Origin of the sequence: Psychrobacter alimentarius (assembly GCF_001606025.1) — a bacterium.
Classification (GTDB): Bacteria; Pseudomonadota; Gammaproteobacteria; order Pseudomonadales; family Moraxellaceae; genus Psychrobacter; species Psychrobacter alimentarius.
Genome location: NZ_CP014945.1, coordinates 980218 through 995934 on the forward strand (window position 1 = coordinate 980218; position 15717 = coordinate 995934).

At 43.0% G+C, this 15717-nt stretch carries 6 protein-coding genes; 2 read left to right on the forward strand and 4 right to left on the reverse strand.

Going from position 1 to position 15717, the window contains the following annotated elements; genetic code table 11:
- Positions 1–189: 189 nt before the first annotated feature.
- From A3K91_RS04180 to A3K91_RS04195, 4 genes are all read right to left on the reverse strand, one after another.
- Complete coding sequence (locus tag A3K91_RS04180; RefSeq protein ID WP_062844130.1) at positions 190–2655, reverse strand: esterase/lipase family protein; 2466 nt, start codon at positions 2653–2655, stop codon at positions 190–192.
- Between the two features lie 324 nt (positions 2656–2979).
- Positions 2980–4164: a tetratricopeptide repeat protein gene (locus A3K91_RS04185; RefSeq protein ID WP_062844131.1), complete on the reverse strand. Its 1185-nt coding sequence runs from the start codon at positions 4162–4164 to the stop codon at positions 2980–2982.
- A 224-nt stretch (positions 4165–4388) separates the two neighbouring features.
- Positions 4389–5033 (reverse strand): 2-polyprenyl-3-methyl-6-methoxy-1,4-benzoquinone monooxygenase, encoded by a 645-nt coding sequence (gene coq7 / locus A3K91_RS04190; protein ID WP_062844132.1) that lies wholly within the window; start codon positions 5031–5033, stop codon positions 4389–4391.
- A 278-nt stretch (positions 5034–5311) separates the two neighbouring features.
- Positions 5312–6643, reverse strand: coding sequence for an MFS transporter (locus A3K91_RS04195; RefSeq protein WP_062844133.1), 1332 nt, complete (start codon positions 6641–6643; stop codon positions 5312–5314).
- A gap of 442 nt (positions 6644–7085) precedes the next feature.
- On the opposite strand from A3K91_RS04195, the gene A3K91_RS04200 reads away from it, so the two are divergent.
- Positions 7086–10610 carry a BamA/TamA family outer membrane protein gene (locus A3K91_RS04200; protein WP_062844134.1) on the forward strand — a complete coding sequence of 1175 codons (3525 nt, stop codon included), beginning with the start codon at positions 7086–7088 and terminating at the stop codon, positions 10608–10610.
- 69 nt (positions 10611–10679) lie between these two features.
- On the forward strand, positions 10680–15674 hold the full coding sequence (locus A3K91_RS04205) for a translocation/assembly module TamB domain-containing protein (protein WP_062844135.1): 4995 nt from the start codon (positions 10680–10682) through the stop codon (positions 15672–15674).
- Positions 15675–15717 lie beyond the last annotated feature (43 nt).

A 15717-nucleotide genomic window follows, 5' to 3' on the forward strand; every position in this document is an offset into this window, starting at 1 on the left:
TATTCGTACATCGTCACCAACTATTTTAATATTCATAACGATTTTTTCTTAGATAAAATACGGTTTCGCTAGAACAATTCTTTAAAATAATATTCGTATGGCATGCTTTATAGTCTGGCTCTCTTATTTTTTAATAAGTTGCTAGAGTTAAATCATTGTGAATAATCGACGATGTAATACAGATTGCCACTATTCTTGTAATTGTTTATGCAAAATGCGTCTCAAGGTCAAAATGGTTTGTGGATTGGTTTGAATACTATGGCCACCACTAATAATAGTCTCAGAAGTTGCCCCTTCTAGATGCGCACTGGTATAAGGGACAATGCCGTCTGACAAGCGTTCAGTCAATGCCTGGCTTATATCGCTATTAACCGTTACGGCAGCCACAAGAGGCTCAGCAGGTATTGCTGAGGTATTGGCAGCATTATTTGTATCATCGGTTGGATCTTCTTCTATGGCTTGTGAAAGATCCACTTTTGCACCATTTGGCTGCATTTGCGCCAAGCCTTGAGTGATATCGACATCATTATTGGCAATAATGGAATGATAGGTGACGCGATCGTTGATAGCAATGTCTTTAGTCAATTGTATAAAGGATGACTTATCGCTCAGCTGGCTGGCACCATTTTGTAAGTACAAAGCACCCAGTGGGTTTTGTGCTAATTCACCCTGAGTCGCAATCGTGGCCAAGTTATCCGTGACCGTTTTTACCAAGCCGACGGGTAGATAGACAATGCGACGTAGCGCCCGTGTAAACCAACGATCTGCATAATCGGTGCCGCGAAAAGGCGCGGATAAAAAGACAGCTGTATCCACTTGCGGTAATGCTTTAAGCTCAAACCGCTCTTGTAGCTTGTTTTCTGTAAAGGACGCTTTGAGAGCATCGCGAACCCTACGTTTTTCGCTACCAGACAATAAGTCTTCGTCATCCAACTTATCTAAGTTGTTGGCTAAGTTGTCATCGGAGAGCATCATACGAGCGATAAGAGCACCCATACTATGACTGATGATGACGCTATTTTCGCTAGCACGATTTTGGCTTTTAGGGTCAGTTTGCTGATAAGTAGTTTCAATCAAACGCTGAATTTGATAACGATTTTCCAAAATGGGCAGATTGGTTGGATAAAATATCTGCCAAACTTGGTAGTTATCACGCAGTTTGTCATCATTCAGAATATCGTTGGTCAGGTTCACCCATGTCGCCGGACTAGAGGCCAAGCCATGTAGCATAATTAACACGCGCTTGTCAGGATCATAAGGCTCAAGCATGAAGAGTTTGGGCAGCCTTTCTTCGGGTTGACGCGTTATCAAGTTTAAATAGCCGACGCCATCCAGCTGATTTTCAGACAGCCACAAGCCATAACCAGCAGAGAAGTTAGCCGCTAGAGGATAATCGTTATTTAAAAGGTTAACGCTTTCACTTCGGTACGGGTTATATAAGTGAATATCAAGCTTGCGACTGCTTAACACCTCCAGCACGCTATCACCACTTGGCTGAATCAATCCAGTTAATAATAAGTGTCCTGTAGGATAGATGCGTGTGCTTGGATCAGCGTTGTCTACGTTGCTATCACTCTTTTCATTCGCCAATCGACCTGATAATGAGGATACCAATAGCTGACGGATCGTCGTGGTATAGCGATCGTCTAATGACGCCACTAAGCTGATACCCAATCCTGGACGCTTGCTAATGGAGTTAAGGCCTGAGAGGCGTAACTCATAAGTGGATACTAGGTCTGCTAAAGCAGAGGTTTGCTTGTGTGCATTCTGTAGATAGTTATTTTCGTTTGGCAAATAGATACCAAGATCATAGTCATCAACTTGCACTTTCATGACTTTGACTTGATCAACCGTCTTTCCTTTTAGCGGAGAAGGATTGGCGATAGCGGCTTGTTTATCATTAATAAGATTGGTGGCGGTTGTTGGTAGGTAGTCTACCTTAACATCACCCATTCGCTTCTCTGAGCCGTTGGTCGATCGATAAAGCTGGGTAATAACATCGTTACTGGCAGCGTTATAGATATCTTGGGTTTGAATGTCGATATCACTTGGAATACGGTTTGGCGTATAGGCATTCTTTTCTTGGTCAGCGCCTTCAAAGTCATGTGTCAAACTGTCATAAAACAAATAGGTATAACTTGACTTGATGGCGTCAAATAGACGAGCTTGATAATCGGTCACACAGCGACTGGTGTTCTGTTCTTGAGACTGAGATTCAGCTTCGCTCAAAGGAGCATTGGCATAATAAGGGTCAAGCGGGGGACGAGCAAGCGCATTGCGACAATCCTGAGAGTCGGCAAGCTGACGTGCTTTTGCATAATGTAGTTCTGCAAAAATCGCTAGGGCAGAGCGGTAGTGTTGATTTAGAATACTATCGGTAAGCTGAGTCAAGCATAAGTCAAATTGCTGCATACAGGCTTGTTCATTGAGACCTGCTGATAATAATGCTGAGGCTGTGTCACTGCTTAGATTTTTACCTGTGACAATATTGCCGCGCTGTGCGGTGATGGTCTTCGCTGATGTTTGTTTATTCACTGACACCGTGCTACAGGCAGGCAAAAGCGCGACCACGGCTATCAAAGCGACTGACATGATGGTTAGAGGCTGCTTATTAGTGTGCGCCACCATATTTTTGATAGAGCGAACGAAAGTCATAGGTCAGTCCAATAAACGTCAGTCATGAGGATGCGATTACTTCAGAATATAATGATAAGAATGAGTGTAGCGTAACTTCTAGAATTAAACTATTTTATTTAAGCTTGATAACTTAATTCTATTTTTTAGAGTAGACAGTCAAATTATTGTTATTATTTGAATTTAGATAATCAAATATAATATGTATAAAAATAAAGGAATAAGTAAAGAAAATATAGACGAAAGGGGATTTTACAGTCATAAAAAAGCACCATCGTTTTATATCAACTTACTATCGACATAAAATAATGGCGCTCAATATCAAGCCTAGATTATATAGGGTTATCAGACATTTGGTTTAACATTGATGTCAGGAGCAGGAATATCCCAAATATAGAACTTACCTTCTTCTACCAGCTTAATTTGTTGAGGAATGATGGTATTGTTTGGATTTTCTCCAGCAAGACGACGCAAACGCTGCAATGCATTATCACGACGATCACTTAGTACATCTGACTGTGCCAAGCTTTGCTCTGCTTCTGTGTACCCCAAAGACACCGCTTTATCCAGATATTTTTGACCTTCTTTGAATCCACCGCCTTCTGACAACATCATGCCGTATAAAAAGTTAGCTTCACCACTATCAGGTTGAATTTTGATAGCGCGATCAACATATTTTCCGCCACGTATGGTGTAATCCGAGCCTAAATCTAGGTTACGTCCCATACCGTTTAGTTTGGCAGCACGAAGCAAGACATCGTAAGAAGCATTTGGCGATTGGGCATAAGGCTCGATCCATTCAGTCAATACTTTAATTTTTTCACGAGTATTATAGCGCTGGGTGCGATTAGGAAAGTTTGGTGGGTAATGACGCGCATTGGGTGACGCTTCTGCGATGAAAGCATCAAGCAGACTCACATCTAGTTTATCTGTACCAAGACCCTTTTGTTGAGGAATCAGTACAGTAGTGACAAAGCTGACGTCAGACAGTTGTACTTGCGGTGTTGGAATATTAGGAAGCTGACCGCCACGAAGGTCAATGCCCGCTGCGACCATTGGACTTGGCGTGTATACGCGAGTAGTAGTATTGCCTGTCAATTCAGAGTCGGCAACTCCTGCAGCCGTCGCTGGTCTTGGTGTAGTACTGCTACTCATTGGTGGATTATTTTGTTGGACACTGTTCTGTTGGACGGTATTTTGTTGATTATTATTTTGCTGAGCAGTATTCAGCGGCATGGTAGTAGCTACAGCGTCCATTGATGTGTCTGGTTGAGGGGCTGTTTGTGTGTCAGGTGCCGTGGCACTGACAGTAGCGTTGGGCCGTGCAAGACGAATGACTCGTTTGCTTGAGTCCATAGCACTAGGTACAGAGGTACTGGTCGCAGACACAGCAGCGGTATCCGTTTCAGCAGCATTAACAGGTGCTGATAGCATCATTGCACAAGCAGCCGCTAGTGCTGTCAAGGTAGCAAGCTTAGGTGACTTGGCTGGCAAGCGGCTAGAGAGAGTCGATTGGTGGTTGGCTTTCATAAAAATCGTTACCTTAATTATTCATGGTTGAGCAAATGGATGGCAATTGGGTTATGTCTGTGAGGCAAAATCGTACAAATTTTTAATACCCTACCAAATTAAACTCAACGCTATCAGTAGTAGGATTGTTAATGGTGAAAATTAACCAAGTTGGGGTCTATCGCTAACACTATACATTGCTAATCGTGCTTACTATATTAACGACGATAAAAGCTATCTAAACGTTACAAATGATAAGCAGTGGCTTTCATGCGATTCGCCATCCAGCGCATGGTCTGACGAACGGGTGGTGGTAATGCTGCACCGCCACTTGTCAGTGCTAACTCACGATGGTGCAACTCTTCAAGGTCCATCTGGGCCAGTATCTCTTTTGAGCGCTGATCGTGTTCAGGCAACTGCTTGATATGATCTTGTAGGTGTTCACTTACTTGTGCTTCTGTTTCAGCGACAAACCCCAAACTGAACTCATTAGAGATGGCGCCTGCCACCGCTCCAAGGCCAAAGGACATGCCATACCATAATGGCGTAAAGACACTGGGATGACTGCCCAATTCATTTAGACGAGTCTCACACCAAACCAGATGATCGACTTCTTCTTCGGCTGAGTGTTGCATGGCTTGTTTGACGCCTTCGTCTTTGGCAGTAAACGCTTGCCCATGATATAGCCCTTGCGCACAGACTTCGCCTGTATGATTAATACGCATCAAACCTGCGACATGGCGTGCTTCTGTGATCGTAAGCTCAGGAATATCATCACTGCTTACAGGTAATGGACGGGTACTAGGATTGGAATTGGGCACGACAGCTCGTAATGCCTTGTCGACCCCAAGTAATAAATGATCGATTTTGGATAAGGGACGCGGGGCCATGATTCACTCCTGATGGCTTAAAGTACTGTAAGGCTTAAAGTAATATAAATACATTCTATCGATAAGGTGTCACCAATAAAATAGAATTATCTGCTTCTTTTTTGGGATGATTCTAATCATGATGGCATGTTTTTTACTATAGCAAATAATCAAAATTATCAGCACGAATATTTCAGCACAAATATTAGTGCCTTCACAATCACAATTTACTCATGCAACAGAAATGATGCTTATTTGTATGTCTCAGGGATACAAGCTTTTCATCTCTCACTTTAATATTATGAGCTGACCACATCATTTGTTTGAATGACGGCATCTTTGATGTGTTTGTTGAGCTTGACATACAAAAACGCACCAAAGGCAATGTTCAGTAAGCCTGTCACTAAGAAAAGCTGCGGTAATGTTAAGCCCAAGGCGTTCAAAATAACAATCGCAAAAATGGCTGAGGTCACCATAAAGATGGCATTAAATATGTTATTTGCACCTACAATACGAGCACGATGGCTTTTAGGGGCATATGCTTGCATAGAAGCATATAAAGGTACGATATACAAACCACCACTAAACCCCAAAAAGAACAGGTCTGCAAACACACGCCAGCTACCATTGAGTCCAAATAAATCGCGAATACCGAGTAAAGCGCTATTATTAACATCAATATTCAGACTTGAAAGCGAAAAATACAAATCAATGGCGAAAATACTGAGACCTGCAATGCCAAAAGGCAGTAGACGTAGACTGACCTGATTTTTGGTCAATGATTTACACAATAGTGAACCAATTGAAACGCCGACAGAAAACAGGGTTAATAAGAAAATAACCACTGACTCATCGCCTTGCAAAATGACCTTGCTAAACTCTGGGGTTTGCGTCAAAAATGTGGCCCCATAAAACCAAAACCAGCTATTACCAAGGATGACAAAGAATAAAAAAGGCAATGAGTATAAATAGCGAATCGTTGATAAGCTGGTGGTGATGATGTTCCAGTTGATGTTTAGATTGGGCTGCATCGCAGGCATGGTAGGAATATATCGCGCAGCCAAATAACCCAGAACAGCGACAATCAATACAGTGACGCTAATCCAGTATAGCGATTGTGATAGCTGAGTTAACACACCCGCGATAATCATGCCCAAAAGAATGGCAAGCGATGTACCCATTTGAAACAGCCCATTGGCGCCAACTAACTCATCTTCTTTCATCGCTTGTGGCAAATAGGCGTACTTAATTGGTCCAAAAAAAGTCGAATGTGTACCCATTAAAAACAGCGCCACAAATAACAGCGCATACCACTCAAAAACGAAGCCAACCGCAGCAATTGCCATAATCACTAACTCCAACAATTTAATAAATTGCGTGAGTTTTGACTTTTCGAACTTATCGGCAATTTGTCCCGCCAGTGCTGAAAATAAAAAATAGGGCAAAATAAATAACATAGCGGCCAAGTTATTTAAAATGCTTACTTCCATTCCTAACTGACTAGCAGCGGTATAGGTCAGAACCAGTATGAGTGCTTGTTTAAAAATGTTGTCATTAAACGCGCCCAAAAATTGGGTAAAAAACATAGCGTTAAAACGGCGATGCTTAAACAGTTGAAACTGATTTGCCATGGAGGTTCCTGCAGATAGGTCGCGGCTGATTGAGTGAAAAAACGTCAAACATAATTTTTGAGATAAAGTTAATTATCAATATTATCAAAAACTTATTTGAATGTAGCATAGGTTTTGTCAATATTAGGAAGTATAATAGCAAGGCTTTAGAAAAAATACATGCAGCCTATGCTATGATTTCATAATTAACTAAGTTATGATTTGTAAATTTCGCATCGTTGCATTATAAAGTGTGAGTGATACTAAAGGTTCACTATTACCCAATTTTAACTCTTATTAAGTACAAAACAAGACTAAAGTCTGTCTTTTAAGCTATCATTATCCAAGTTAGGTAAGATAGTCACCATCATTTTCATCAACTGCTTGACGTTTATCCACCGGTAAGACTTGGCGATTATTGTCGCTAATAATATTGTGCCGCGTGAGGTGATAGGAACCGAACATGAAACATCAGCCTTCAACGCCATCGCGCAACGTATCAATCATGCAGCGTGTTATTGTCAACACACAGGATGATATTAGCAACCACAGCCATCAAGAGAATTTTCAAAAGACGATGAACGATACGCATAATAATGTCCCACGTATTTATTTTAGACGTTCCGCACTTTTTACAGCATTAGCAACCAGCCTAGTCGGCTTTGGAATTGTGCCTATAGCATTTGCTGATACCACAGATAGTACAACAATTGATAATCAATCTATTACTGATCAAGCCATGGCTGATAAAGCATCCAGCTTAGTAGAAGGCAACACTGAGCAAGAGAATGATCAGCTTAATATGGCTTTAGATGCATTACGCCTAAAGAAGGCAGTAGAACAAGGCATCATCGAGCAATCTGTATTGGATGATTACGCCGAACAAAGTCTCGGTGCCAAAAAATCAGATTCAAAAACTGAAACCACGCAAAACCCAAATACTCAGTCTCCAAACACGTCTAACTCTCAGACGAATATGAATTATGCAGAAAATGTGGATAGCAATCTTGATCTGTCTGACAATGCCAATGACGATTTAGCACAACAAGCCGCAACGATACAACAACAGGGTTATCAGATGATGACACCTGAGCAGATTGATCGTGAGCTGGCTGCGATGGATCTACAAAATACACAAGACATTGATGATATAAACAATAGTAATAGCCTTAACAATAAGAGCAATACTATCAGCAGCAATGACAGTGATTTTGATGGACCAATTGCAACGTTGGCAGATACTACTCCGCCAATTGGCTTAGATGCGGAACTGGATGCGAACAGTCTGCCCATACCTAATAACCTCGATACATTAGGTCGAAATGAGACAGCAGCTGAGCAAGCCGAAACGTCTGAGGTTATGTCGCGCCCGATCGATGTAAGCGATGCTGTCAGTAGTAGAGATGAGGAAGGAACGAGTGAAGGTATCGTTGCAGCAGGTGGTGTCACTGGTGCAGAGAGCACCTCATCATCAGATATTATAAATCCTGATGATTACTTGCCAGATTATCAAACAGAAGATCAGGCGATTAGCCAAAGCATCGAGCAAGCGGACAAACCCAAGCCTTTAGCTCGTAACAGAGGAAATATCGTCAAACGCCTTTATAACCGTTTGTTTAATAGTGGTGCCATAACATTACCACACGTAGACACCACGATTTATATGAGTCAAGCAGCGCCTGATGGTACGGTGGATAACACATCAAAAGTAGTCAAGGCAGATAATGATATTCAGCCTATGAAAAACATCAAAGCAGCGCTTGATGATACAACCGTACAATCAGTGGTCGACTTTACAGCCGCCTTGCCTCGATTACGCGAAACAGCGTTAGATGCTGCCAAAGCTGTTGGATATTATGATGTTACCTTGCGTTTACGCCAGCCCAATGCCGATACGATAGATGTCATTATCGATGAATTGGGCGAACCTGTGCGCGTGGATAGTCGCATTGTTGAGATTCGCGGTGAAGGCCGTGAACAAAAAGAGTTTATTGAGTTTGAAAAAGAGCTGCCCCCACAAGAAGGCGATATTTTTAATCATCGTGTGTATCAAAACAGCAAAGCTGCGCTTGAGTCGCTGAGCAATACCTATGGGTATTTTGATCAATATTGGTTGAACAAGTCTGTCGATATTATCTTGCCTGATAATACAGCAGATATCTCTTTAATCTACAATACTGGCGATCGTTATGAGTTTGATGATGTAGTGTTCTTTACATATGATGCAGAAACGAACACGCTGACTCAAGATCCAGATAAGCTGCCTGTCGAATTGTCATTATTACAGCAGCTGTTTGAATTCAAGCCTGGCGATCCGTTTTATCGTCCAGATGTGACTAAGTTCAGCAACGATTTGTCAGCCACACGTTACTTTAATACGGTCAACGTCGAATCAATACTGCCGCCAAATGAACGCAGTGAAGCCAGCACATTGGCATTTAGCAATGCGCCAAACACCGATAATGAAACACTAGATGGTGATATCAATAGTGATGGGACAACAAGCGCTGTCGCTATAAATGCTGATAATGCCAATGGTGCAGAAACCTTAACAGCAGCCAATAATTCGCGTAATATCAGCCAAGACAATGCCAGCACTTCTGTTGATTCGGATGAGGTTGGCACAGCAAGCCAAAGCGATACTAGTGCCAACAGTGGCGATACAGTGAACCCAGCTGATATTGCTACCCTCGAGTTTGAGGCGGATGAAGAAACACTAGACAAACTGCAAGCCATTAGACGAAAAGCAGAACGCTTGAGCAACTTACCAGATGATCGTGTATTAGATGAAAAAGATCAAGAAGCGCAGAATCTGTTAGGCAAAATCAGTGATTCAATCAGTAATGTGGCTCAAAAAATATTCCCTGATGAAAAAAGTATTCTTGCAGATGAAAATTTTGTGCCACCAACACTAGCAGGACGCAAAACCCCGCAAGATGTCGTAGAAAGCAAAAAAGTACCGCTGTATGTTTTCGTATCTTCCAGTAAGCCTCGGGATGCTCAAGTTGGTCTTGGTTATGGCACAGATACAGGCGTACGAGCAACGGCAAAAATAGATTATAACTTATTGAACCGTCAAGGTTATCAGGCGGGAGCAGAAACTGAAGTCTCAAGAATTAATAAAAATATAGGCGTTTACGCCAGTCGACCTTGGAAGCATCCACTCAATGACAAGTTGGAAGGACGCCTCACGTATGAAGAAGAGGTAATCGATCAAGGCGAAGGTAACTTTGATCTATCTACTCGCACACTAAAAGCAGCATTGAACCGCAATATCCGTCGTGAAGAAGGCTGGAATAGTAGCTACTCTGTGCGTTATCGTTTGGATGAGCTTGAAACAGGCGTTGATGATACTAAGTTGGACGATCTTCCAATACGTTTTACTTCTTCTAGCCCTAAGCAAAAAGCATTGCTATTTGGCTATGGTATTAATAAAACCAGTGTTGATAATGCGACCAATCCAACGCGTGGTATACGCCAGTATTACTCACTTGAAGCTGGAACAGAGAGCGCCTTTAGTGATACTGATTTGGCAATCGCGCGTGCAGGGGTCAGTGGTATTTATAGCTTTGGCGAAGACAAAAAGCATCAGGTACTAGGTAGTCTAAACACAGGCTACATTTGGGCGGATGATTTTTATGATGTGCCTTATAAACTTCGCTTCTTTGCAGGTGGCGATCAGAGTATCCGAGGCTACGACTATGAAAGTTTATCTCCGATTGATAAAGGCTATCTAACGGGGGGACAGATTCTCGCAGTGGGTAGTGCAGAGTACAATTATGAATTCAGACCTGGCTTTCGTGGTGCATTTTTCACTGATGTAGGTAATGCCTATGACAAGAATTTTGATACTGAGACAAAAGTTGGTGTTGGTGTTGGGGTTCGCTGGGCATCACCCATTGGCGTGGTCAGAGTCGATGTGGCAGCTGGGGTGACAGAAGATAGCATCCCAGTCAGGCTGCATTTCTTTATTGGCTCGCCCTTATAATTGGATTTAGTGGTTTTTTTATTTATCGTGCCAATTGCTGGTAATCATTCTTTAACGTAGTTGAGTGTCATGCTGACAAATAATACCCCGCCTAATAACTCACCAGATGAAGATCCAGCACAGCGCGATGCTCGTGCAGTCAAACGTTGGTATCCGCTGTCTTTTTTACTCAAGCTACTGGTGCTGATCTTAATCGTATTAGTGATTATGTTTGCGGTCTTCTTCTATGCGGTAGGCACCGATTCAGGTACCAAATTTGTATTAGACAAAATCAGTGCCGAGACAGGAATCAAGTTTAAGTACGGGCGCGGTAACTTACGTGATGGTATTTGGATTACGGACATCGATATCGACGCGACTGAAGATCTTGAAATACTGATCGATAAAGCCTATGTCAAGATTGGTTGGCGTGCTGTGTTTGCCAAAGAAGTGCATTTGCGTGATGCAGACATACAAACCATTGAGATTCTCAATAATAAGCCGCCAACAGGCGAGCCGTTCGACTATAAGACCTTGCAGTTGCCAGTGAACTTGCGTTTTGATCAAGCTAACATTAAAAAAGTTATCTATAAGCAAGTGACTAAAGACCCCATTATTGTTCATGATATTGCTGCCCGTGATTTGACATGGGTGGGTAGTAAGGTGACGGTTGGACGTGGTGATTTACGCTATGGCGATATAGTTAAAATCAGTGCATTGCAAGGTGATATTGATTTACAAGGTGATTATCCGCTGGACTTGAGTGCCATTGCAGAAGTCAGTGCCTTAGAAAAAGCCTATATCGACCCGCTCAATATTACGGCAACAGGAACGCTAAAACGTACAGTCGGTAAAGTACGTAGCCGCTATAATGATAGTGATGTTAGCGGTGATTTTGTTGTGCAAGGACTGGATACTGATTCGCCGTTTCAGGCAAAATTGCAGTGGGATGATATTTTAATTCCCTATGCCGAAGATCAGAACATTCGTCTAAAAAGTGGTAGAGCAACTGCAACAGGGGTTGTCTCAGAAATACGCTTGCGAATCAATACTGAGCTAACAGCAAAAGACATTCCGTCTGGTCACTATCAAGGTCGCGGTATTATCGCAAACAGTCAGTTACGTATTGATCGCTTGGATGCTGAAGTTCCTGCTGGTCATTTGATATTGCAGGGTATTTTAGATTGGCAGAACAGCTTTGATGCAAAACTGCGAGCGACTGGTAGCAATTTCGATATTCGTAAAGCCATTCCGAATGAATATGCCGACTTTAAAGCGTATGCACCGCAAAAGCTTAACGGTAGACTGTCATTGCATTATCAGCTTCAGAATACCTCTGGTAATACACAGATTGATGCAGATTTGCGTCAACGAGATGGTGAGCACCTTAATGCCAATATAGTCGCTGGTAAGACATCAGCGAAATCTAAGCAAGCTGCGCCTTGGTACATTGATGCAAGATGGGAGAACCTCATCCGTCGAAATGTGCCCAATATCGGCAACATTGACAGTCCAAGCGGACAAGCAAATGTCATTGTTCAGGGGTCACGACTCTCCGTCGATGGCAAGGCAGTTATCAATGAATTGAACGCTGCACCCAAAGGAAACTATGATGTTCGCCTGCGTAAAGCTGGAGATGTTATTGATATCAACCGTCTTAACTATACAGGTATAGTGGGCGATTTATCAGGTACTGGACAGATTCAGCTGGCAAACAAACGCCGCCCATTATCATGGCAAGTTGATGCGCGTACCAATGGACTATTGCCCAAACAGTATCGCAGTGATTTACCGCTTGAGCGTTTGACTGGTAACATCAGTGCGCGTGGTCGTCTATTGAATATTACTAAAGGCGGCGTAAGTGGTCAGCGCCATATTGTTACTTTAAACAATACGGATTTGCAGGCACAGCTTGATGCCACGCAAGATAGCCGTACTATTGGCATAACAGGTGGCGGTGATGCCAGTGTCGATATCGTCAATGGTGAGCTATCTGTCTTTGATGCAAGATTTAATGGACAGATTGATACGGCAGATGTACCGAAAGGACGCCTTGTTATCGATGCGGCAGGTACACCAAATCTTATCAGCATCCGCAAAGTCACTTACAATGGTGAAGCAGGGGCTGTGAATGCCAAAGGCGTTATCGATTTGCGCAAAAATATTGGCTGGACCATTGATGGACGCTTCGATCAGTTTAACTTGGGCTATTTCTTACCTAATAACCCAGCAATCATTACGGGTGATCTAAAAACCAGTGGTGAATGGCAAACTGCGCCCAAAAACCAAGCAAATGCGGCGGGCAAGTTGCAGCGCTTTGCAGTCAATTTCGATGGCATACTAGATGCAGAGCAACTACCAGCAGGCAAGTTGACCGTTGATGCTAGCGGTGATGCGCAATTGATTCGTATCAAACGTCTGCGTCATGTAGGCGCAGCAGGCAGTATTGACGCCAAAGGCACCGTAGATGTGCGTCAAGGTATTGCTTGGGATATTGATGCGGTAATGGATCGCTTTAACCTAGGATATTTCTTAAAAGACACGCCAAGTCTTATCACGGGTACCATCAATACTGACGGTCGTTGGAGTGATACGCAGCAAACCATCAATGTTGATCAGATTGATCTTAGAGGTATGCTAAAAGGCCAGACGCTGAGTGCCAAAGGCAGCTTAGCAGCAAAAATGCGTCTGCCAAAAGACTTAGCAAGCTATTTCAAACGTCTTCAAACACAAGACGCCCAAGCACAATATAGACAAGTCAATGCCTTGATTGATAGTTTAAATGCGGACAATCTAGTACTGCGCTGGGGTGATAATTACATTACAGCAAATGGTAATGCCAAGCAGTTACAAGCAAAAATCAATATTACCAGTTTGGATCAGCTTTCAGATAAGCTGACAGGTAAAGTCACAGGCGGTGCGACTTTAGCGCAGCCAGCAGGACAGGCGTTACCAACCATTTATATTGATTTGGTAGGTGAGCGTCTTGCACTGCCAGGTTTTGTCTTACGTCAAGGACGCGTGCGCGGCAAGCTGGTCAACTTGGCAAATAGTCCAAGCCAATTGATTATCACGGCTGAAGGTTTAGATGCGGCTGGTCAAAGCTTTAAGCGCCTCAATGTTACCTTCAATGGTACTGAGCAGGCACATGTCGTCGATCTTGGCGTTGCCAATGAGCAACTTGATATCAATGCAAGGCTTAAGGGCGGTTTTGATCGTAATAACCTTAGCTGGTCTGGTGTGATTGGTCGAGGCCGTATCAAGTCCAAATACGCAACCTTAAACCAGTTACAGCCAGCACAACTGATTGTGAATTTACCTAATAACCAGAACGGTAAAAACAATGACCTAAAAGTGCAGCTGGCAGCCCATTGTTGGCAAGCTTCTGACCAAACGGGTAAGCTGTGCTTACGCGAAAACTTAGTGGCATCGCCAGATAAAGGTGAAGTCAATGTCGCTTTGCAAAATCTAGATACGTCATTATTCTCCGTCTTTTTACCTAATGATATCGATTGGCAAGCCAAGATCAACGGTAAAGCTATTGTTGGCTGGCAAAAAGGTCGACCACCGAGCATCAATACAACACTATACTCAGATAATGGCAAAATCGGCTTAATCCAAGATGGTGATAGCACACCTGTCTCCTTACCTTACAAGCGTGTGTCACTTATTGCTTTATCAGTTCCTGAGGGTATCAAGCTACGTACTGACATCAATACGGGCCGCGGCGCTCGCGGCTACGCTGAAGTCGTGGTTGACCCATATAAAGCGCCTAAGCCAATCTCTGGTGCACTGGTGCTAAATGAGCTTAACTTAGCGGTATTTAAACCTTTCTTACCAGGTATGCGAGTACTTGAGGGCAATATCACGATGGCAGGTGGGCTTGGCGGTACATTAGATACACCGCAGTTTTACGGTGATGTAAAGCTTGCTAATGGTCGTATCGCGATGCTCGATTTGCCAGTGAATTTGACTAATATAAATACTGAGGCCAAAATTCGCGGCACACAGGCAACCATTGATGGCTCGTTTAAAAGTGGTACTGGTAATGGCACTTTAACAGGGACAGTTAATTGGCAACAAAAACTACAAGCCAAATTGAGTATCGTTGGAGAGCGTTTGGTAATCACGCAGCCACCGTTACTGGTCGCTGAGATTAATCCTGATATTGATATTATCGTACGTCCAACTGATCGTTATGTTGATATTAAAGGCGCTGTCACTGTGCCTTCAGCGACTATTCGTCCACCAGAAGCCAGTGAAGATATCATTACACAAACCGAAGATGCCGTTGTACTTGATCGTCGTTTGATTGGTAATATTAATGACGTATTGGCTGTCTCTAAACCTTGGTCCATCAATGCTGATGTTGGTGTCGATTTGGGTGATGATATCAACTTCCGTGGTTTTGGTGCCGTTATTCCATTGGCAGGCGCGATTAATATCACTCAATCTGGTACGGGTGTCATGCGTGCAAGGGGTGTGGTACAAGTATCACGTCGTACCAGTGTTGGTATCTTTGGTCAGAATTTGGACCTTAACTATGGCCAAGTACGCTTCAATGGCGATGTCATGAAGCCCAATCTTAGTATTGAAGCCGTTAAAGAGATCAGTGGTAAGACTGTGGGTGTACGTGTCAAAGGCAGTACTGAAAGTCCAAATATTGTTGTCTTTAATAATGCAGGTTTAACCCAGCAGCAAGCGATGAATGCTCTAGTAACTGGTCGAATTGATAATAGAAGCGCCACACAGATCAGTGAGCAAGGATTTAAGTCGCAAGTTACCAACAATTTGGCAGCAGCTGGATTGAATTTTGGTTTGGGTGGTACGCGTAACTTAACCAATCAAATTGGACAAGCTTTTGGTTTCCAAAGCCTGACAGTCGATGCCTCAGGTAGCAGTGAGGATACCAATGTCAACGTAACAGGTTATGTGTCTCCCGATCTATATATTCGCTATGGTGTCGGTGTGTTCAATGCACAAAATAGCCTGTCGGTTCGTTACCAGCTGACTCGTCGTATCTATGTCGAAGCGACTTCAGCGGTAGAAAACGTAGTCGATGTGGTGTATAGCTGGCAGTTTTAGAGTCTGGGTTTAAAAGACTGTAATGATGACGATATAATTTAGA

What these genes read in the sequence shown, in the direction of transcription:
- A3K91_RS04180 (WP_062844130.1), bottom strand. Translation starts at nt 2,655, where the DNA reads ATGACTTTCGTTCGCTCTATCAAAAATATGGTGGCGCACACTAATAAG.
- A3K91_RS04185 (WP_062844131.1), bottom strand. Translation starts at nt 4,164, where the DNA reads ATGAAAGCCAACCACCAATCGACTCTCTCTAGCCGCTTGCCAGCCAAG.
- coq7 (WP_062844132.1), bottom strand. Translation starts at nt 5,033, where the DNA reads ATGGCCCCGCGTCCCTTATCCAAAATCGATCATTTATTACTTGGGGTC.
- A3K91_RS04195 (WP_062844133.1), bottom strand. Translation starts at nt 6,643, where the DNA reads ATGGCAAATCAGTTTCAACTGTTTAAGCATCGCCGTTTTAACGCTATG.
- A3K91_RS04200 (WP_062844134.1), top strand. Translation starts at nt 7,086, where the DNA reads ATGAAACATCAGCCTTCAACGCCATCGCGCAACGTATCAATCATGCAG.
- A3K91_RS04205 (WP_062844135.1), top strand. Translation starts at nt 10,680, where the DNA reads ATGCTGACAAATAATACCCCGCCTAATAACTCACCAGATGAAGATCCA.